The following is an 18,895-nucleotide window of genomic DNA, read 5'->3' as shown; positions in this document are numbered from 1 at the left end:
TCGGCAGTTGGTACCCGGCAGGCTTCACGCCGGCCACGATCGCGCCTGGCGGGACGCCGACGGTATCTTCTGGGCGTCGTCCGGCAGTGGTATGTGGACGCCGGCCGCGGCCCGCCCCGTAGACTGCGGCGTCATGGGCTTGTCGATCGGGATCGTCGGACTACCCAACGTCGGCAAGTCGACCTTGTTCAACGCGTTGACCCGTAACGACGTCCTGGCCGCGAACTACCCGTTCGCCACCATCGAGCCGAATGTCGGAGTCGTCGGCGTTCCGGACTCCCGGCTGGCCCGGCTGGCCGAGGTGTTCCACAGCACCCGTACGGTGCCGGCTGCGGTCAGCTTCGTCGACATCGCCGGGCTTGTCCGCGGCGCGGCCGAAGGACAGGGCCTCGGCAACAAGTTCCTCGCCAACATCCGCGAGTCGGACGCGGTCTGCCAGGTTGTCCGAGTCTTCTCCGATCCGGACGTCGTCCATGTCGACGGCCGTGTCGATCCGGCTGACGACATCGCCACGATCAACACCGAACTGATCCTCGCCGACCTGCAGACCATCGACGCGCGCCTGCCCAGGCTGGAGAAGGAAGCGCGGGTCGACAAGAGCAGGCAGGCCATGTTGGCCGCCGCGAAGCACGCCCGGGAAGTACTGGACGCGGGCCGCACCCTTTCGTCCGATCCGGGCGTCGACCGGGCCGCGCTGCGTGAGCTGTTCCTGCTCACCGCCAAGCCCTTCCTGTATGTGTTCAACGTGGACGAGGACGTCCTCGCCGACGACGGCCGGCGTAAGGAGCTCGCGGCGCTGGTCGCCCCGGCCGACGCGGTGGTCTTGTGCGCGAAGGTCGAGGCCGAGCTGAGCGAGCTCCCCGACGACGACGCCGCCGAGCTGCTGGCGGCCCTGGGGCAGACCGAGAGCGGCCTGGCCCAGCTGGCCAGGATCGGCTTTCACACGCTGGGCCTGGCGACTTACCTCACGGCGGGGCCGAAGGAGTCGCGGGCCTGGACAATCAGGGCCGGCGCGACCGCGCCGGAGGCCGCGGGCGTCATCCACACCGACTTCCAGCGCGGGTTCATCAAGGCGGAGGTCGTCTCGTTCGACGACCTGATGGCGGCCGGTTCGATGACCGCGGCTCGGGCCGCTGGCCGGGTCCGTATCGAGGGCAAGGATTACGTCATGGCCGACGGTGACGTCGTGGAGTTCCGTTTCAACGTCTGATCAGACACCGTTTCCGCAGGTGGGGCAGGGTACGGGTGATCGCGTTCCACGCCGGTTACCCGGGGGCACGCCGAGCCCACCGCCGCCGAGCTACTGACCGCAGTATGGCGCCGGCTGCTGCACGTCGAAGGCGGTGCCCTTGGCGTTGATCTGAACAAAGGTGTAACACGGTGCGGCGCTCTGGTATTTGGCCATGTCGGAGGCTGGTACCACCAGACCGTTGGCATCGTAGTCGTGGACATCTCGCAGCCCGCTGATGAAGGACTGGCGGGTGGGGCACGAGCCGGCGGCCTGAAGCCCGCGGATGAACAGGTCGGCGGTGATCCAGCCGCTGAGGGCGACGCTCTGGGTCGGTGGTTGGAGCTGCGGGGCGTACGCCGTCATCCCGGCGATGAACGCCTTGTGCGCGGGCAGGTTCTCCTCGAACGGCGCGACGTTCAGGAACAGGTAGGTTCTGGCGAGCTGGGCGCCGTATTTGATGAGGACCGCCTGGTCGTACCCGGACGGGGACATCGAGACCCTGAGCGGTATCTGCGCTCGGTTGACCGCGCTGGTGATGCTCGCGAAAGCGTCGACCGTCAGCGCGCCGGCGAGCACATCGACACCGTAGCTCTTTATCTTTGCGGCGATCATGGACGGGTCCGTCCCGGTCACGGAGATCTGGTCGGTGTAGACCACGTCGATGCCCGCGGCCTTCAGGCTGTCCGTCATCTTCTGGGCGAAGATGCCCGATGCCTCACTGAACGCGATGCGGAGCACGGCGGCCTTCCGGCCGCCCAGGTTCTTCGCGAATGTTCCCCATGTCGTCGGCGCCGCGCCGTCCGTGAGGTAGTTCGACCAGGTGAACATGTTGTCGTCCTTGCTCCAGACGGTTTCCGCCGAGAAGCCGACCACCGGTATGCCATTCTTGTGCAGGTAGTCGGCTGAACCGGAGACGACGTTGCTGGCCTGGAGGATGCTGAAGACCTGTGATCTTTCGACGAGCCCGGTTGTCACGGCGCGGTTCGTGGCCGGGTCGGAGCCGTCGTCCGACCAGTCGTAGACGAGCTGGCGACCATGTACGCCGCCGTTGCCGTTCTCCACGCCGAACCGCGCGTCTATGCCGGCCCGGAAGTCCGCGAACTGCGGTGCCGCGGGTCCTGAGGAGGGGAAGACCAGCCCGACTTTGGTTGTGGTCGGGCTGATGCCGGGGGTTGTGCAGGCTGCGTTCGCGGACGCGCTCTGTGTGTCGCCGTTACCGCCGCCGCAGCTTGCCGCCAGCACAACGGCGACGACGGCCATGGCAGACCGCTGACCAAACGGAATGCGATGCCGCACAGTAGGCCTCCACGAACAGTGGTTGTCTTGTCACGCTGATCCAGCGTGGCGCTGGGGTGACCTTCCCGGGATCCGACGCCCGATAGATCAAGGCGAATAGCTAATTCATATCACCTAGTTTTGATGGGGACGCCGAGGGTTCCCAGGTCAGAGCCTTGGAGGCACGACGAGTAGTCGGAAAGATGCGGCGGCGCATGAGGGATTGCCGTGCCGCCGCACCCCTGTTGCCGGGCGCTCTTACCTGCCGGGGTCCGCGATGCCGTGCTGACGTAGGACGTCGGAGATCCGGGATGCCAGCGTGATGTCGAGCTCTGTGACGCCGCCCTGCGAATGCGTCCAGACCGTGAAGGTTGTCACGCCGTGTGCTCGGTCAACGATGGGATGGTGATTCATTGTGTTCGCCACGAGCGAGATCCGCTCGACCACCTCGTCTGCGGTCTCATCATCCATGGTGACTTTTCGTACAATTGTCGAGGTATCACCGTTCCATCCCGGTAGTTCGCCGAGTGCGTCGGCGAGCCGGTCCGCGTCGAGCCTGGTGGGCATGGAATGGCCTCCGTTCGGTTTGTCGGGTGACTTCGGTGTTACCCGCCTGGGTGAGCGAGCCCTCCTTGCCGCGGGGAAACCCACCGCCATGAGAGTGTGTGCGGCTATGGAGTCGACAGGCATCCGGCGGGTTGTGGTAGCCGCGGCGCTCATCGACACGCAAGGCCGCGTGCTGGCCTGCTGCCGGCGTGATCCTCCCGCGCTCGCCGGTGGCTGGGAGTTTCCCGGTGGCAAGGTCGAGCCCGGCGAGGACGAGGTGACCGCGCTCGCGCGCGAGTGCCGCGAGGAGCTCGGCGTGGACATCGAGGTGGGAGCGGTCCTCGGCGAGGTCGCGCTGCCCACGGCCGGCTGGGTGCTCCGGGTGCGGTTCGCTCGGATCGTCGGTGGCGAGCCATACATGATCGCGCATTCGGAACTGCGGTGGCTGGCATCGCACGAACTTGATAACGTAGCGTGGCTCTCTCCGGACTTACCGTTAATTAACGATCTTCGTGTTGCCCTGGCGGCGGGTGTTCTGGCGTTGTGGGATGATAGATAATATTAACGGAAGGTGTTGAGAAATAAACCTTCTGTTGATTTTCGATGTGGAGTCTCGCGGGTCCGTACCATGGCGGGTAGACCCCGAGAGGCGAGCTGGAATGGGATGATCTTCTGGTACCCATGCCTGGCGCGCGGGGTGTCCCGCCGGGCCGGGTTCCGCGTCCGGCGTCACGATGTCAGCACCATCTGTCCAGCAACAATCAGCCTCGGGGCCGCTGCCCCACGTCCGTACCGGAGCCCGCCACCGTGTCCGTCCGCGCCGATCTGCGTAACGTCGCGATCATTGCCCACGTCGATCATGGCAAGACAACCCTCGTCGACGCGATGCTGCGGCAGTCCGGCGCCTTCGGTGACCATGCCGAGGCGACGGATCGCGTCATGGACTCGATGGATCTCGAACGCGAGAAGGGCATCACGATCCTCGCGAAGAACACCGCGGTCCAGTACGGCGACGTCACGATCAATATTGTGGACACGCCTGGCCACGCGGACTTCGGCGGCGAGGTCGAGCGTGGCCTGTCCATGGTCGACGGGGTCGTGCTGCTGGTCGACGCGAGCGAGGGCCCGCTGCCGCAGACCCGGTTCGTCCTGCGCAAGGCACTGGAAGCCAGGCAGCCGGTCATTCTGGTCATCAACAAGGTGGACCGTTCCGACGCCCGGATCGCCGAGGTCGTCGACGCGACCTACGAGCTCTTCCTCGACCTCGACGCGGACGAGAGCCAGATCGACTTCCCGATCGTCTACTGCAACGCCAAGGCGGGACGCGCCTCGCTGAACCGGCCGGAGGACGGCGGCAACCCCGACTCACCCGATCTCAAGCCGTTGTTCGACGTGTTGCTTGAGTCGGTCCCGATGCCGGTCTACGACCCGCAGGCACCCTTGCAGGCGCTCGTCACCAACCTTGACGCATCCCCCTACCTCGGCCGGCTCGCGCTGTGCCGGGTGCACAACGGGACACTGCGCCGTGGGCAGAGCGTGATGCTGTGCCGCGCGGACGGCCGTACCGACCGGGTGAAGATCAGTGAGTTGCTGGTCACGAAGGCGCTGGAGCGGGTGCCGGGCGAGCAGGCCGGTCCAGGCGACATCATCGCCATCGCGGGCATTGCGGATATCATGATCGGCGAAACGCTGGCCGACCCCGAGGACCCTCGGCCGCTGCCCGTCATCACCGTCGACGAGCCGTCGATCAGCATGACCATCGGGATCAACACGTCCCCGCTGGCCGGTAAGTCCGGGACGAAGCTGACCGCGCGGCTGCTGCGTAACCGGCTGGATGCCGAACTGGTCGGCAACGTCTCCATCCGGGTGCTGCCGACCGAGCGCCCCGACACCTGGGAGGTGCAGGGCCGCGGGGAGCTCGCGTTGGCGATCCTGGTCGAGCTGATGCGCCGCGAGGGCTTTGAGCTCACCGTCGGTAAGCCGCAGGTCGTCACCAGGGAGATCGACGGGAAGCGGCACGAACCGGTGGAGCGGCTCACCATCGACGCGCCCGAGGAGTACCTCGGGACGCTCACCCAGCTGCTGGCGGTCCGCAAGGGCCGCCTCGAGCAGATGATCAATCATGGCACCGGCTGGATCCGGATGGAGTACCAGGTGCCGGCCCGCGGGCTCATCGGCTTCCGGACCGAGTTCCTGACCGAGACCCGCGGCACCGGGCTCATGCACCACGTGTTCGACTCCTACGAGCCCTGGTTCGGGGAGCTCCGCACCCGTGCGACGGGTTCGATGGTGGCTGACCGTGCTGGTGTGGCAACCGCGTACGCCCTGTACAACCTGGGCGAGCGCGGCACCCTCTTCGTGGGCCCGACCACCGACGTCTACGAAGGGATGATCGTCGGGGAGAACTCCCGTGCCGACGACATGGACGTCAACCCCACCAAGGAGAAGAAGCTCACCAACATGCGCTCGTCCACCGGGGACGAGCTGGTGCGCCTCACCCCGCACCGGCAGCTGTCCCTGGAGCAGGCGCTGGAGTTCTGCCGGGAGGACGAGTGCGTGGAGGTCACGCCCGGTCCGGTGCGGATGCGCAAGGTCGCGCTGACCGCGGCGGAGCGGGAGAAGCTCCGTTCCCGCCGCCGGGCGTGACCTCGACCAGCGTGCGGTGGCTGTCGTCGTGTGCGTGAGGTAGGCGGGCCGGCCGGGCTTCGCTCCTCGGGTGATCTCCGTTCATCCTCGCGGAGCGTGGCTGGTGGGCTCCGCTGCCGTCGCGTCCGCCGCGCCCCGTAGGGTCGTGGGTGTGACTGCTCCCACTGTGCCGACCGGGTCTGGGCCGGACTTCATCGAGCTGCCGGCGCGACGGGTGATGTTCGTGCATGCCCACCCTGACGATGAGGTGATCGGGACCGGGCTGACCATGGCGTCCTACGCCGCCGACCCGGAGACTCATGTGACTCTTGTCACGTGCACGCTCGGGGAGATGGGCGAGGTGCTCGTTCCAGAACTGATCAATCTGCGCTCCGACCGGGGCGACCAGCTCGGCGGGTACCGCATCGGTGAGCTGGCGCGCTCGTGCGAGGCGCTCGGCGTCACCGACCATCGCTTCCTCGGTGGGCCGGGCCGCTGGCGTGACAGCGGCATGATGGGCACTCCTGGGAACGACGATCCGCGCTGCCTGTGGCGGGCCGATCCCGACGAGGCGGCGGCCGCGCTGGCTGAGATCGTCCGTGCGGTCCGTCCGCAGGTACTGGTCACCTACGACAGCAACGGTGGCTACGGGCATCCCGACCACATCCGTGCGCACGAACTGACCGTGCGGATGTTCGAGGTGGCGGGGGATCCGTCCTTCGCTCCGGATGCCGGGCCGCCCTGGCAGCCCGCGAAGCTGTACCAGACCGCGGTCGCGCGGTCGATGATCCAGGCTGGGATCGACTACTTCCGCTCGTCGGGTACCGGGCGTGAGCTGTTCGACGGTGTGCAGTCGGCGGATGACGTGCCGATGGCGGTGCCGGACAGTGCCGTGACCACTGAGATTGATTCACCCGCTTACTTCGAGGCGAAGGTGGCGGCCATGCGGGCGCATGCAACCCAGATGACGACGGACGGTTTCTTCTTCGTCCTGGCCGACGGCATCGGCCACCGGGCGTGGGGCACCGAGCACTACATCCTCACCCGGGGTGAGCGCGGACCGGCCGGCGGCCCGAACGGGCGCGAGACCGACCTCTTCGCCGGGCTCGATCTCTAAGTGATCTATACGGATGTGGGTAGGGACGTGAACGCGGTCAGCGGCAGCGGCGCTGAACCGTCTCGGGCTTTCCTGGGGGCGGCCTACGTGTTCGGTTGGCTGGTCGGTCTTGCGCTCGGCTTCTACGGCGTGTTCCTCGTTCCCGTGGGCCCCCGGCCCGGCGGGGTCCTGCTGTCGGTCGGAGTTGCCTTCGCGCTGGCCGGAAACGCCGCCGCGGCGCTGCTGGTGCGCTGGTTCACCGGCACCCGCCTCGGTGCCATGATCGTTGCCGCGGGCTGGATCCCGGTCGTGCTGTGTTTTGGCGTCGCGCGTCCTGAAGGTGATCTTCTCCTGACGGCGGACACCGCCGGGTACCTGTTTCTGCTTGTCGGCGCGATCGTTCCGGTTGTCGTGGCGATGCTCGGCCCGCCCCGTCGCGGCCTGTCCGCGACACTGGCGACCGGTTCGCCCGGTTCTGTCTCCGCTCCGCACCCGGACCAGCGTCCGTCGGAGCAGGGCTTGGAGCAGCCTCCGGAGCGGCGTCGTCCCGGACGCTGAGGGGCCGCAACCGGGGGATGAAGTCGTGGCTGGCCGGGAGGGAGATGTGGTCGTTGTCACGAGCAGGTCGGGAGTGCCTCGGCAAACCACCGCGGGAGTAGCGTGTCCGCGTGGCCGTCGATCCGGACGCCTTCCGCCGGGCGGTCGGGCGTTTCGCAACAGGTGTCACGGTCATCACCACTGTTTTCGAGGGCCAGCCGTTCGCGATTACCGCGAACTCGTTCACCTCCGTGTCACTCGACCCGTTGCTGGTGCTGGTCAGCGTTGGCAAGATGTCCCGTTTCCACACGCCGGTCCTCGGCGCGGGCGTGTGGGGCGTCTCCGTCCTTGCCGCGGACATGCGGGAGGCGTCCCGCTTCTTCGCCAGCCAGGACCGGCACGACGCACAGACCCTTTTCGAGAGCTGGAAGCATTCCATCGGAGCCGCGACCGGCGTGGTTCTGCTGACGGACGCGCTCGCGGCGTTCGAGTGCCGCACGGTCCTCACCTACGAGGGCGGTGATCACACCCTGCTGCTCGGTGAAGTCGTGGCACTGGAGGGATCCAGCCGTGATGCGCCTCCCCTGCTGTTCTACCGGGGGATGTACCGGGAGCTCGCCGCCGACCACTAAGAGCGACCGGCGTCAGTTCAAGCGGGCACGGGCGGCGTGTGCCGCTTCCCGGGCCGCGCCGGCCGCGGCCGGCTCCAGGGCAGCGACCACGTCGGCGAAAGCCGTGAGATCCGCCGCGCCGCCGATGAAGTCACCGCGGCGGGCACGTAGTTCCCCGCGCTCCCGGAGCAGGTGGGTGGGATGGCGCGGCAGCAACAGGGACAGCTCGACGGCCCACAGCCGCGTCGCGATGGCCTCCGTCCGTGCCGCCCAGATCCGGATGTTGCCCAGTACCCGCATGAGCAGGTCGGTCGGGTCCATCGGCTTGAGCTGCGAACGGGTGAACGCCACCCCGGCGGAACGGACCTTCTCCGCGGCCTCGTGCACGGTGATCAGCCGGCCGCCGGCGAACGGGTCGACCAGGACGTGCCGGTCCGGTGCGCCGACACCGACGATGACGTGGCCGGGCAGTCCGATCGGGTACGCGGGGACGCCGAGGCGGTGGGCGACCTCCAGCCACACGATCGACAGCATGATCGGCAGACCGTGCCGGCGCCGGAGCACCGACGTGAGCAGGCAGGCGTGCAGGCTGTCGAAGCTGCCGGGGTCACCGTGGAAGCCGGCCCGCGTTCCCAGCGCCTCCCGCAGGATCTCGGCGGCGGCACGCAGGTCCAGCCCGGCGAGTGTGCGCCGGCTGGCGGGCCGCCCGTCCGCCGCGGTGCCGAGGTCGTCCGGCGCGATGTCGAGAAGGCGACCGGCGTCCGTGGCAAGGGCGTCGAATCGGGCCAGCTCGCGGGCTGGGTCGAGGCCTGGTTCGACCTCCGCCGCGATCAGCAGGCAGGCCAGCGCGACATCGACCGGATCCCGGCGGACGATGTCGGTGAATTGGCGCCGTGTTCGGGCACTCATTGCGGATTCGCCTCCGTATGCCCAGCGTTGCACTGCCCGGCGTTGCGCTGCCCAGCGGCCGCTGGGCGGACCGGCCGTGGCGGCACCCTCCGGCCGGCAACGAGATCTGTTTCCGCGACCTTCACGATGGAACCGTCTCTGGTCCGTATCGTCAGACATCGATCGGTCCAGGACAGCAGCTGCCCGACGACGTCGGTCAGTGGCAGCGGACCGGCGACCCGCCGGCGGACGGAAACCCTGGCGCCGACGTCAGCAGGAGTGATACGGACGACATACACGACAAGCGAACGCCCTTGTTGTCGACACAGAACCGTCGAGGTCGATACTAGGGAATCAGTCGCCCGTGAGCCGAGGAGGAACAACCGGTGACCTACGTCATCGCGGAGCCCTGCGTCGATGTCAAGGACAGGGCCTGTATCGAGGAGTGCCCGGTCGACTGCATCTACGAAGGCGGACGGATGCTGTACATCCAGCCTGACGAGTGCGTCGACTGCGGAGCGTGTGAGCCCGTCTGTCCGGTCGAAGCCATCTACTACGAGGACGACGTTCCGGAGCAGTGGAAGGGCTTCACCGACACCAACGCCGTCTTCTTTGAGGAGCTCGGTTCGCCTGGCGGGGCGTCGAAGGTGGGCGCGCTCGACTTCGATCCACCCGGCGTCGCCGCGCTGGCGCCGCAGGGCGAGTCCTGACCGGGCCTACGGGGCCTGCTGGAGCGCTCCGGCAGGCCCATCACTTCCGGGTGCGGTTGCCCGACTTCCCCTGGGACGCCCTCGCGCCGTTCGCGCGCAAGGCCCGCGCACACCCGTATGGCATGGTCGACCTGTCGGTCGGCACGCCGGTGGACCCGACCCCGCTCGCGGTCCAGCATGCCCTCGCGGCGGCGGCGAACGCCCCCGGCTATCCGGCCACCGCGGGTACGCCCGAGCTGCGGGACGCGGCCGCGGGCTGGCTGGCGCGCCGGCTCGGGGTGATCGTCGAGCCCGACAGCGTCCTGCCGGTGATCGGGACGAAGGAGCTGGTCGCGCAGCTGCCGAGTCAGCTCGGGCTCGGGCCGGGCGACCGCGTCTGGATACCGACACCGGCCTATCCGACCTACGAGGTCGGTGCCTTGCTCGCCCGCTGTGAGCCGGTGCTCGGCCCGGCGGACGGTGTGGCGCTGGTCTGGCTGAACACTCCCGCCAACCCCTCGGGCCGGGTGCTGACCGTGGACGAGATGCGGGCGGTCGTGGGCTGGGCCCGCGAGCGCGGCATCGTCGTCGCCAGCGACGAGTGCTACATCGAGCTGGGCTGGGAGGCCCGGCCCGTCTCGGTGCTGCATCCGGATGTCTGCGGCGGCTCCCACGAGGGGCTGCTCGCGGTGCACTCGCTGTCCAAGCGGTCGAACCTCGCCGGCTACCGCGCCGGCTTCGTCACCGGGGATCCGCGGCTCGTCACCGGGCTGCTGGAGGTGCGGCGGCACGGCGGGTCGATGGTGCCGACACCGGTTCAGGCCGCCATGACCGCGGCCCTTGCCGACGACATGCACGTCGCTGAGCAGCGGGCGCGTTACGCCAACCGGCGGGCCGTGCTCGCCGCGGCGTTGGCCGTTGCCGGTTTCACGATCGAGCACAGCGAGGCCGGGCTCTACCTGTGGGCGACCCGCGGGGAGGAAGCCTGGACGACGGTGGACGCCCTGGCGAGCGTGGGTGTGCTCGTCGCCCCCGGCGTGTTCTATGGCGAGGCCGGGCGCAGGCACGTCCGGATAGCGCTGACCGGGCCGGACGCCCAGGTCGCCACCGTCCCGGAGCGGATGGCGATGTTGCCGCCACCGCAGCCGGTCAACCCGCCACCGGCGCCGGTGGCCGCCGTCGGGTACGCCGGCGGCGGCCAGCAGACCGGCGCCCGTCCGGTCGCGCCGCTCCTCCCGGCCGGGCCGCCGACCGGGGGCCTGCCCGTGGCCGGGGCACGGCCGGACACCGCTTACCAGCACCAGCAGGGGGGCCAGTACCAGGACAGGGGGCCGGCGCCCGCAGCGGGCCCGGGGACGCTCCCGGCGGTGCCGTGGCCGGGCGACGGCCGGGGTGGCCGCCCCGGATTCCGGGTCACGACGGAGCCGCCGGACATCCGGTAGCCCCATCCGGGGCCGGGGTGCTGTCCGGGGCGGTCGCGCTCCCGCCTCCTGGCCCCGCGTTGGCTCCGGCTTGCTGGTGGGCTCCCCGACCTTCCAGGATCATGATCCTTCGGGGCCGGTGGGGCACGGACGGCGGGCGCCTCGTTAGGGTCGGGGGCGTGAGCACATCGGGCGAGATCATCGACTCCGCGATAGACCCGGTCATCGACCTGTTGTGGGACCATCCTGACGCCGCCGAGGCGCTGGCCGGCCGCAGCCTGCACGATGTCGTGGTCGAGGCGGTCAACCTCCTGGACGCGGGGAAGGCACGGGTCGCTCATGTCGCCGACAGCGGCGACGTCGTCGTGGACGAGCGGGCGAAACGCGCTATCCTGCTCGCTTTCCGGGTGCTGCCGATGGCCGAGTCCGCGGCCGGCGACTTCCGTTATCACGACCGGGTGCCGCTCAAGACATCCTTCGACGGGGTGCGGGTCGTGCCGGGCGCGATCGTCCGCTGGGGGGCGCATGTCGAACCCGGCGCGGTGCTGATGCCGAGCTACACCAACATCGGCGGGTACGTCGGTGCCGGTACTCTGGTCGACACCTGGGCGACGGTCGGTTCCTGCGCGCAGATCGGGCGCCGGGTGCACCTGTCTGGCGGGGCCGGCATCGGCGGGGTGCTGGAACCGCCGAACGCCAGGCCCGTGGTGGTCGAGGACGACGCGTTCATCGGCAGCCGTGCCATGGTGGTGGAGGGCGCCCGGGTGCGCCGCGGGGCCAAGCTCGGCGCCGGCGCGATCCTGACCGCCTCCACGCACGTGTTCGACGCGGTCACCGGCGAGGAGTACCCGCGTGGGGAGATCCCGCAGCGGGCGGTGGCGGTCGGGTCGAGCCGGGTGAGGTCGTTTCCCGGCGGGGACTACGCCATGCCGTGCATCCTGGTGCTGCGGACGCTGGCTGAAGGGGAGATCCACGACAAGCTCGCGCTGAACGACATCCTGCGGGAGCACGGCGTTGCCAGCTGAGCAGCTACCTGGCCCGCTACCTGGACCATCCGCCGAGCGTTCCCCGCTCGGCCGCGGCGCGCCGCTCGACCTGACCGCCTCGGCGGTGGAACTGACCCGCGCTCTGGTCGACGTCCTGTCGGTGAGCGGCTCCGAGGCCGCCCTCGCGGACCTGGTCGAAACGGCTCTGACCGGCGTCGCCGGACTGCGGGTCGACCGGGACGGCGACACCGTTGTTGCCCGTACCGACCTGGGGCTGCCGACCCGGGTGCTGCTGGCCGGGCACCTCGACACCGTGCCGATTGCGGACAACCTGCCCGCCCGGTTCGCGGCTGGCAGGCTCTACGGCTGCGGGACCTCCGACATGAAGTCGGGAGTGGCCGTACTGCTGCGGCTGGCCGCCGCGCTCGCGGGTGAGCCCCTCACCCATGACGTGACCTGGGTTTTTTACGACAACGAGGAGGTCCGCGCCGAGCTCAACGGGTTGCGCCGCGTTGCCGAGCGCCATCGCGACTGGCTGGACGCCGATCTCGCGGTGCTCCTGGAGCCGACCTCGGGCGAGATCGAAGCGGGCTGCCAGGGCACCCTACGGGTGGTGGTCTCGCTACGTGGACGCCGGGCGCACTCGGCGCGGGCATGGCTTGGCGAGAACGCGATCCACCGCGCCGCGCCGCTGCTGGAGCGCCTCGCCGACTACCAGCCACGGACGGTGACCATCGATGGTTGTACCTACCGCGAGGGTCTCAACGCCGTGTGGGTGAGCGGCGGCGTGGCCGGCAACGTCATCCCGGACGCCTGTGCGGTCACGGTCAACTATCGGTTCGCCCCGGACCGTGATGTCCATCAGGCGCTCGAGCATGTCCGTGCCGTACTCGACGGTTTCGCCCTGGAGGTGACCGACAGCGCGCCCGGCGCGCTGCCCGGCCTCACCGCGCCCGTCGTCAGCGCGTTCGTGGCGGCTGCGGGACGTGTGCCCGTGGCCAAGTATGGCTGGACAGACGTGGCCCGCTTCGCCGCGCTCGGTATCCCGGCGCTCAACTTCGGGCCTGGTGACCCTGACCTCGCCCACACCCGCGACGAGTATGTCGAGGTGGCGCGGATCGGCGCGACAGAGGACGTGCTGCGGCGCTACCTCATGCGCTGACCCGCACGGGATGTTTCGGGTAACCTCCGTCGAACTTCTCGATCGGTTACCCATTTACGATCTTGAACGTAACGCTGGAACGTTATGTTACAGCTCGTGAGTGCGCCTACCAACCCGACCCAGCCAGACGTTCCTGTCGCCGACGGTGCCGTGGCCGCCCGAACGGTTTCCGCTGGCCCCGCTTCCGCCGATGTTTCTGTCGCCGTCGCCTCGGCCGCCAGTCCGAGCCCGGGCCCGGCTCCGGGCCGGGATCGGCCAGCCCGGACCCGCCGGCCGCCGGAGCGGCAACGCGGGCCCATCACCGTTCGCCGTGGGCTGGTCGAAGGGTCGACGACCGACCAGCATCTGCTGGACACCCGCGGTCCGGCTGACTGGGTCCACGCCGATCCGTGGCGGGTCCTGCGGATCCAGAGCGAGTTCGTCGAGGGGTTCGGGCTGCTCGCCGAGCTGCCCCGGGCGGTGACGGTCTTCGGCTCGGCTCGTGTCCCCGTCGAGGACCCCGACTACGCCCTCGGCGAGCGGCTCGGCGGCGCGCTCGTCCGGGCTGGCTACGCGGTGATCACGGGTGGCGGCCCGGGGGCCATGGAAGCTGTCAACCGGGGCGCGCAGGAGGCTGGCGGCCTGTCGGTCGGCCTCGGCATCGAGCTCCCGTTCGAACAGCGTCTCAACGACTGGGTGGACCTCGGGGTGACCTTCCGGTACTTCTTCGTCCGCAAGACCATGTTCGTCAAGTACGCCGAGGCATTCGTGATCCTGCCAGGCGGGCTTGGCACGCTCGACGAGCTGTTCGAGGCGCTCACGCTCGTCCAGACCCGTAGGGTGACCCGCTTCCCGGTGGTGCTCATGGGCTCGCGGTACTGGGCGGGCCTGCTGGACTGGCTGCGCACCACGGTTGCGGGCGCCGGGCGCATCCTGCCGACAGATCTTGATCTTGTCACTCTCACCGATGACGTGGACGAGGCTGTTCAGATCATCGTCAACAGCCACCGCCTGGGCAACGACCAGCCGGGCTCGGAGGCCGGGCGTCCGGGCGGCGAGCCCGCGTGAACATCTGTGTCTACTGCTCGTCGTCCGAGGCGATCGATCCCTCCTACCTCGAGCTGGCCGCGGCGGTCGGTGCCGCGCTCGCCCGCCGCGGCCACGGCCTGGTTTCGGGTGGCGGCTCCATCTCGTGCATGGGTGCGGTCGCCCGCGCGGCCCGTGCTGGCGCAGCCCGCACCATCGGCGTGATTCCCCGAGCGCTGTCGGCCCTGGAAATCACCGACGGCGACGCGGACGAGCTGATCGTCACCGAGACGATGCGGGAGCGCAAGAGGCTCCTGGAGATCCGCTCGGACGCCTTCCTCGCCCTCCCTGGCGGTCTTGGCACCCTGGAGGAGCTGCTGGAGATGTGGGTCGGGCGCGTTCTCGGGATGCATGCCAAGCCGGTCGTCGTCCTCGACCCGGACGGCCTGTTCGCCCATCTCCGGGCGCAGGTGGACGAACTGGTCCGGCGGGGTTTCGTCCGGCCGGCGGCCCGGAACGCCCTGGGCTGGGCGAACACGGTCGAGGCCGCGTTGGATCTTCTCGAGGCCGGCGTGCCCCAGTCCCGCGCCGCCGCGTCCCCTATTGCCGGAGCCACCTAGGCGAGGCCTCGGCGTGCGACGGCGAGGTCGCGGGTACCGCGGATGGCCGCCACCATGTCCAGCACCCTGCGGGTCTCGGCGACCTGGTGGGCGCGGAAGATCCTGGCACCGAGCCAGGCGCTGACCGCGGTTGCGGCGAGGCTCCCTTCCAGGCGGTCGGTGACCGGCGCGTCGAGGGTCTCGCCGATGAAGTCCTTGTTCGACAGCGCGACGAGAACCGGCCAGCCGGTTGCGGCGAGTTCGGGGAGCCGGCGGGTCGCCTCCAGGGAATGCCGGCTGTTCTTGCCGAAGTCGTGGCCAGGATCCACGATCACGCCGTCCGGTCGCACGCCAAGCGCCACCGCGCGGTTCGCGAGCCCGGTCGTGGTGGCGATGATGTCGGCGACCACGTCGTCGTAGGCGATCCGGTGTGGCCGGGTGCGCGGCGGCAGGTGCCCGGCGTGGGTGCAGACCAGACCCAGCGCGTGCTCGGCGGCGACTTCGGCGAGCCGGGGATCGGTACCGCCCCAGGCGTCGTTGAGCAGGTCGGCGCCTTCACTTGCCACCACCCGGCCCACCTCGGCACGCCAGGTGTCCACGCTGATCACGACGCTGGGGTGCCTGGACCGGACAAGCGCGACGAACCCGCCGAGCCGCCGCAGCTCCTCGATGGTGTCGACGTCCTCGCCCGGTGCCGCTTTCACCGCGCCGATGTCGATGATCTGGGCGCCTTCGGCGACGGCACGATCCACCGCGGCCAGCGCTTCCGGCTCGCCGTAGGTCGCGCCTCGGTCGAAGAACGAGTCGGGTGTCCGATTGATGATTGCCATGATGGTCAGGTCGGACGGGCGGAACGTCGATGAGCCGAGCCGGAGGTCGCTGGCCGCCCGGGTGCCCGCGGGGAGCCCTCTGCCCGTGGTGCCCGTGGTGCCGGCGGTGTGGGCGGGGCTGGCGGCTCCGCCCGTCGAGGAGATGTCGCTCACCGCAGGGAACTTTAGTGGTCGGCGCTGGAAGCTCATCTGCCGGCCAGGTATGCGGCGGACCCGACCGGAGCCTGCGCAGGCCTGCGGCCGCGTGAAAAAGAGCGGTGATCGTGCTGCCGGGGTGGCGGGTGCGGCATAATTCCTCAACCCGTGCCACGATCGTGGATGTGTTGCTCGTCGTCGAAATAGTGGTTGTTGCCGCAATTGTCTTCGCCGTCGCGGCCCTGTCGGTCGGACGCTTCGACCGGTTGTCGCCAGCGCCGCCGGACGCGGCCGGTGACGGCCTGCCGGCATTGACCGTGTCCGCTGCCGACCTCGCCGGTGTTCGGTTCGACATGGCGTTCCGGGGCTACCGGATGGCCGAGGTCGACGCGGTGGTCGCGCGGCTCGCGGACGAGCTTGCCTGGCGGGACGCTGAACTCGCGCGGCGGGACGAGGAGATGGTCAGGCTGGCTTCCTTCGCGCATGCCGACCAGCCGGCGCCGAGCTACCGGAGCGCGGAGCGCGACGGCTGGACCGGCCACGCCGATGCCGTCGGCCCGGCGGCCCCGCCGGCGGAGTAACCGGCCGCCGGGCGGGCATGGCTGCGTGGACGGGAGTCCCGGCAGATGTGGAGGATGCGAGGCCTTCGAGCCGGCGGACCACTACGGGAGATCTTCATGTTGAGCGTCAGTCATCCCGGGAGCGCGTTCCCGTGGCCGCCGGTGTGAAGCGGCGCGGGTCCGGCACGCTGACCGTGGCCGTCGAGGTGGATGCCGCGCCGGCAACCGTGTTCGCGGCGTTGACGGACTGGGAGCGTCAGGGCGAGTGGCTCCTGGCGACGACGGTGGTCCGAAGCCGCCAGGGCGGGATCGGGGTCGGCGGATGCATCATCGCCCGTACCGGGATCGGCCCGCTGGCGCTCGTCGACTCAATGGAGATCGTCGAATGGGAGCCGCCGTACCGCTGCCTGGTTCGCCATACCGGCCGGGCGGTGCGCGGGGGTGGCGCCTTCGTGGTGGTTCCCCTGCCCGCCGGGCGGTCGCGGTTTGTCTGGTCCGAAGACCTGGAGCTGCCGCTGGGATGGCTCGGCCGGGCCGGGTTCGCGCTGCTGCGGCCGATGGTCGCGGGTGCGTTGTGGGTGTCACTGCGCCGGTTCGCTCGGAACATCCGAAAAGTGACGTGCGGCTGACCTCCGACTGACGCCGCGGCCGGATCGTCGTAACGTTCTGATCATGGACGTTGGTCCGGATTGCGTGTGTGTTGTCCATTCGGAGGCTTCTCTGGTGCTTCGCGATCCCGGCAAGCTGTGTCTGTTGTGGCGCTGCGGGGTGACGTGTTTCGGTTCCCGGCCTGTTCTCCGGGATAATCGCCGGTGGTAGCAGGTCCGACGGCAGGAAGAGGTGCACCGATGGCGGCCATGAAGCCGCGGACGGGTGACGGTCCGCTCGAGGTCACCAAGGAGGGCCGCAGCATTATCATGCGCGTCCCGCTGGAAGGGGGTGGCCGTCTTGTGGTGGAGCTGTTGCCCGACGAGGCGAAGGACCTTGGGGACGCGTTGAAGTCGGCCGCCGGCTAGACGCGCGGCCAGCGTGTTCGACGTTCCAGCGGACGCCGGGTGGGCCGTCCCCCGCCCACCGATCGTGACGCTGCGGGCCGGTACGCCACTGGAGGTCGGCGTGCCGGTCCTGGCTTTGTTGACCTTCCCCGCGGGGAAGGAGATCGTCACGGCCGCGGTGACGGCGGCCGGTCGCGCGGTCGGGCACTCGCTCGGTCTTGACCTGGATCTTCTGCTGGGCGCGGAGCGGGCCAGCGGCGAGCCGGCGGAGGTGGTCGTCGTCCCGCTGGGGCGGGCCGACCCGCCGACGAGGCTGCTGCTGCTGGGAGCCGGCAGGCGGGACCCGGCGGCCTGGCGTGCGGCTGGTGCGGCGTTCGCCCGCCGGGCCGCGTCCGCCAGCCGGGCGGTCGTGCTCGCGGACGCCGAGACCGGGGTCGACGCCATCGGCCTGCGCGCGTTCACCGAAGGCCTGTTGCTGGCCGCCTACCGTCCGTTGGTCGCCGCCTTGACCGACGGCGCCGCCGCGCTGACCGGCGGCGGTGACGGCGACGGTGACGTCTGTGACGGGACCACTGATGATCGGTCGAAGGCCCTGCGGGAAGCCACGATCATTGTCGCGAACCCCCGGGATCCCGAGCTGCGCGCCGCCGTCGCCGTCGCCACCGTGACCAGTCGTGCCGTGCATCTCGCCCGCGATCTGACCAATATGCCGAGCCTGGTCAAGTCGCCTGAGTGGTTCGCCGCGCGCGCGGTCGAGACCGCCCGTGCGGCCGGGCTCGACGCGCACGTCCTGGGCCCGGCTGAACTCGCCGAACAGGGCTTCGGCGGGCTGGCCGCGGTGGGCGCGGGCTCGTCGCGGCCACCGCGGCTGGTGCGGTTGAGCTACGACGGTGCTCCGGCGGCCGATCCCGGCTGTTCACGCGGCCGGCATGTGGCGCTGGTGGGCAAGGGGATCACCTTCGATTCCGGCGGCCTGTCGTTGAAGCCCGCGACGTCCATGGCCGCGATGAAGACGGATATGGCGGGGGCGGCTGCCGTGCTCGCGACCATGACGGCCCTGTCGGCAATGGGCGTGCGGGACCGGGTCACCGGTCTGCTCTGCCTCGCGGAGAACATGATCGGTGGTGCCGCGATGCGGCCCGGTGATGTCGTCTCCTGCTGGGGCGGAACCACCGTCGAGGTGCTCAACACCGATGCCGAGGGCCGCCTTGTGCTTGCGGACGGGCTTGCCTACGCGGCCAGCCTCGCGCCTGACGCGATCATTGACCTGGCGACGCTCACCGGTGCGATCACGGTTGCGCTGGGCCGCCGGACGGCCGGCCTGTTCTCCTCCGATGACGCGCTTGCCAGTGAGCTGTTCCGGGCGGCTCAGACAGCTGGTGAAGGGCTGTGGCGGCTGCCGCTGGTCGATGAGTACCGGCCGGCCCTGGAGTCCGGTGTGGCGGATCTCGCGAACATCGGCACCGCGCTGGACGTGTCCGGCGGGTCGATCACGGCCGCGCTGTTCCTGCGGGAGTTCACCGGCGGTATCCCCTGGGCGCACGTCGATATCGCCGGTACCGCCCGCGCGGACAGCGACGACGGTGAGATCAGCAGGGGTGGCACCGGCTGGGGCGTGCGCACGCTGCTGGCGTGGCTCACATCCTGAGGTCCTGCCCAGCATCCCGTGAGCGAGCCTGGGCGCCCGCGGTGGAGCCGCGAAGC

General features: G+C 69.8%; 20 protein-coding genes. 16 read left to right on the top strand and 4 right to left on the bottom strand.

The features are described 5' to 3' along the window. Positions 1-133 precede the first annotated feature (133 nt). Positions 134-1,210, top strand: coding sequence for a redox-regulated ATPase YchF (gene ychF, locus MJ797_RS20500; RefSeq protein WP_239308420.1), 1,077 nt, complete (start codon positions 134-136; stop codon positions 1,208-1,210). A 90-nt stretch (positions 1,211-1,300) separates the two neighbouring features. On the opposite strand, the gene MJ797_RS20495 is transcribed toward ychF, so the two are convergent. Continuing rightward, positions 1,301-2,491 (bottom strand): ABC transporter substrate-binding protein, encoded by a 1,191-nt coding sequence (locus MJ797_RS20495; RefSeq protein ID WP_239338826.1) that lies wholly within the window; start codon positions 2,489-2,491, stop codon positions 1,301-1,303. Positions 2,492-2,764: 273 nt separating this feature from the next. Further along, a complete protein-coding gene (locus tag MJ797_RS20490; RefSeq protein WP_239338823.1) occupies positions 2,765-3,073 on the bottom strand; it encodes a 4a-hydroxytetrahydrobiopterin dehydratase in 309 nt (102 codons plus the stop codon). Between the two features lie 106 nt (positions 3,074-3,179). On the opposite strand from MJ797_RS20490, the gene MJ797_RS20485 reads away from it, so the two are divergent. The 5 genes from MJ797_RS20485 to MJ797_RS20465 all read left to right on the top strand — a co-directional run bounded on the left by MJ797_RS20485 (position 3,180) and on the right by MJ797_RS20465 (position 7,942). Continuing rightward, positions 3,180-3,611, top strand: a complete 432-nt coding sequence (locus tag MJ797_RS20485; RefSeq protein WP_239338820.1) for a (deoxy)nucleoside triphosphate pyrophosphohydrolase — start codon at positions 3,180-3,182, stop codon at positions 3,609-3,611. Positions 3,612-3,859: 248 nt separating this feature from the next. Beyond that, positions 3,860-5,698: a translational GTPase TypA gene (gene typA, locus MJ797_RS20480; RefSeq protein ID WP_239338817.1), complete on the top strand. Its 1,839-nt coding sequence runs from the start codon at positions 3,860-3,862 to the stop codon at positions 5,696-5,698. Between the two features lie 217 nt (positions 5,699-5,915). Then, positions 5,916-6,794 carry an N-acetyl-1-D-myo-inositol-2-amino-2-deoxy-alpha-D-glucopyranoside deacetylase gene (gene mshB / locus MJ797_RS20475; protein ID WP_239338912.1) on the top strand — a complete coding sequence of 293 codons (879 nt, stop codon included), beginning with the start codon at positions 5,916-5,918 and terminating at the stop codon, positions 6,792-6,794. Between the two features lie 27 nt (positions 6,795-6,821). After that, positions 6,822-7,331 (top strand): DUF6113 family protein, encoded by a 510-nt coding sequence (locus MJ797_RS20470; RefSeq protein WP_239338798.1) that lies wholly within the window; start codon positions 6,822-6,824, stop codon positions 7,329-7,331. A 110-nt stretch (positions 7,332-7,441) separates the two neighbouring features. Next, a complete protein-coding gene (locus MJ797_RS20465; RefSeq protein WP_239338795.1) occupies positions 7,442-7,942 on the top strand; it encodes a flavin reductase family protein in 501 nt (166 codons plus the stop codon). Positions 7,943-7,954: 12 nt separating this feature from the next. Here MJ797_RS20465 and MJ797_RS20460 read toward each other — a convergent pair whose 3' ends face one another. Beyond that, a complete protein-coding gene (locus tag MJ797_RS20460) occupies positions 7,955-8,830 on the bottom strand; it encodes a transglutaminase-like domain-containing protein (RefSeq protein WP_239338792.1) in 876 nt (291 codons plus the stop codon). A gap of 365 nt (positions 8,831-9,195) precedes the next feature. On the opposite strand from MJ797_RS20460, the gene fdxA reads away from it, so the two are divergent. The 6 genes from fdxA (at position 9,196) to MJ797_RS20430 (ending at position 14,692) form a co-directional block, all read left to right on the top strand. Next, positions 9,196-9,519, top strand: coding sequence for a ferredoxin (gene fdxA / locus MJ797_RS20455; protein ID WP_239338789.1), 324 nt, complete (start codon positions 9,196-9,198; stop codon positions 9,517-9,519). 50 nt (positions 9,520-9,569) lie between these two features. Next, positions 9,570-10,940: a succinyldiaminopimelate transaminase gene (gene dapC, locus MJ797_RS20450; protein WP_305039794.1), complete on the top strand. Its 1,371-nt coding sequence runs from the start codon at positions 9,570-9,572 to the stop codon at positions 10,938-10,940. Positions 10,941-11,098: 158 nt separating this feature from the next. Next, a complete protein-coding gene (locus MJ797_RS20445) occupies positions 11,099-11,944 on the top strand; it encodes a 2,3,4,5-tetrahydropyridine-2,6-dicarboxylate N-succinyltransferase (RefSeq protein ID WP_239338786.1) in 846 nt (281 codons plus the stop codon). Positions 11,945-12,014: 70 nt separating this feature from the next. Then, entirely contained in the window at positions 12,015-13,067 is a 1,053-nt protein-coding gene (dapE, locus tag MJ797_RS20440) for a succinyl-diaminopimelate desuccinylase (protein ID WP_239338889.1), read from the top strand. Positions 13,068-13,163: 96 nt separating this feature from the next. After that, positions 13,164-14,114 carry a TIGR00730 family Rossman fold protein gene (locus MJ797_RS20435; protein WP_374582678.1) on the top strand — a complete coding sequence of 317 codons (951 nt, stop codon included), beginning with the start codon at positions 13,164-13,166 and terminating at the stop codon, positions 14,112-14,114. Continuing rightward, positions 14,111-14,692 carry a TIGR00730 family Rossman fold protein gene (locus tag MJ797_RS20430; RefSeq protein ID WP_239338783.1) on the top strand — a complete coding sequence of 194 codons (582 nt, stop codon included), beginning with the start codon at positions 14,111-14,113 and terminating at the stop codon, positions 14,690-14,692. Before MJ797_RS20435 ends, MJ797_RS20430 begins: the two co-directional genes overlap by 4 nt. Here the strand turns inward: MJ797_RS20430 and folP are convergent. After that, positions 14,689-15,501, bottom strand: a complete 813-nt coding sequence (gene folP, locus MJ797_RS20425) for a dihydropteroate synthase (protein WP_305039795.1) — start codon at positions 15,499-15,501, stop codon at positions 14,689-14,691. The two genes, MJ797_RS20430 and folP, sit on opposite strands and share 4 nt — an antisense overlap. Positions 15,502-15,758: 257 nt before the next feature. Between folP and MJ797_RS20420 the strand changes: the two genes are divergently transcribed. The 4 genes from MJ797_RS20420 to MJ797_RS20405 all read left to right on the top strand — a co-directional run bounded on the left by MJ797_RS20420 (position 15,759) and on the right by MJ797_RS20405 (position 18,839). Beyond that, on the top strand, positions 15,759-16,217 hold the full coding sequence (locus MJ797_RS20420) for a DivIVA domain-containing protein (RefSeq protein WP_239338759.1): 459 nt from the start codon (positions 15,759-15,761) through the stop codon (positions 16,215-16,217). A 131-nt stretch (positions 16,218-16,348) separates the two neighbouring features. Then, positions 16,349-16,825 carry an SRPBCC family protein gene (locus MJ797_RS20415; protein WP_239338740.1) on the top strand — a complete coding sequence of 159 codons (477 nt, stop codon included), beginning with the start codon at positions 16,349-16,351 and terminating at the stop codon, positions 16,823-16,825. A gap of 219 nt (positions 16,826-17,044) precedes the next feature. Then, entirely contained in the window at positions 17,045-17,212 is a 168-nt protein-coding gene (locus tag MJ797_RS20410) for a DUF3117 domain-containing protein (protein ID WP_013872340.1), read from the top strand. A gap of 13 nt (positions 17,213-17,225) precedes the next feature. Then, positions 17,226-18,839, top strand: coding sequence for a leucyl aminopeptidase (locus tag MJ797_RS20405; protein WP_239338737.1), 1,614 nt, complete (start codon positions 17,226-17,228; stop codon positions 18,837-18,839). Positions 18,840-18,895: the final 56 nt, after the last annotated feature.

The organism is Protofrankia sp. CiP3, assembly GCF_917627345.1.
Classification (GTDB): Bacteria; Actinomycetota; Actinomycetes; order Frankiales; family Frankiaceae; genus Protofrankia.
The sequence above is the reverse complement of the archived record's forward strand: the minus strand, read 5'-3'. Positions and strand labels throughout refer to the sequence as shown.

Bases quoted from the DNA above. Each gene is read 5' to 3' on its own strand.
- MJ797_RS20490 (WP_239338823.1), bottom strand. From the start codon at position 3,073: ATGCCCACCAGGCTCGACGCGGACCGGCTCGCCGACGCACTCGGCGAA.
- mshB (WP_239338912.1), top strand. From the start codon at position 5,916: ATGTTCGTGCATGCCCACCCTGACGATGAGGTGATCGGGACCGGGCTG.
- MJ797_RS20410 (WP_013872340.1), top strand. From the start codon at position 17,045: ATGGCGGCCATGAAGCCGCGGACGGGTGACGGTCCGCTCGAGGTCACC.
- MJ797_RS20495 (WP_239338826.1), bottom strand. From the start codon at position 2,491: ATGGCCGTCGTCGCCGTTGTGCTGGCGGCAAGCTGCGGCGGCGGTAAC.
- MJ797_RS20460 (WP_239338792.1), bottom strand. From the start codon at position 8,830: ATGAGTGCCCGAACACGGCGCCAATTCACCGACATCGTCCGCCGGGAT.
- folP (WP_305039795.1), bottom strand. From the start codon at position 15,501: ATGGCAATCATCAATCGGACACCCGACTCGTTCTTCGACCGAGGCGCG.
- MJ797_RS20485 (WP_239338820.1), top strand. From the start codon at position 3,180: ATGGAGTCGACAGGCATCCGGCGGGTTGTGGTAGCCGCGGCGCTCATC.
- ychF (WP_239308420.1), top strand. From the start codon at position 134: ATGGGCTTGTCGATCGGGATCGTCGGACTACCCAACGTCGGCAAGTCG.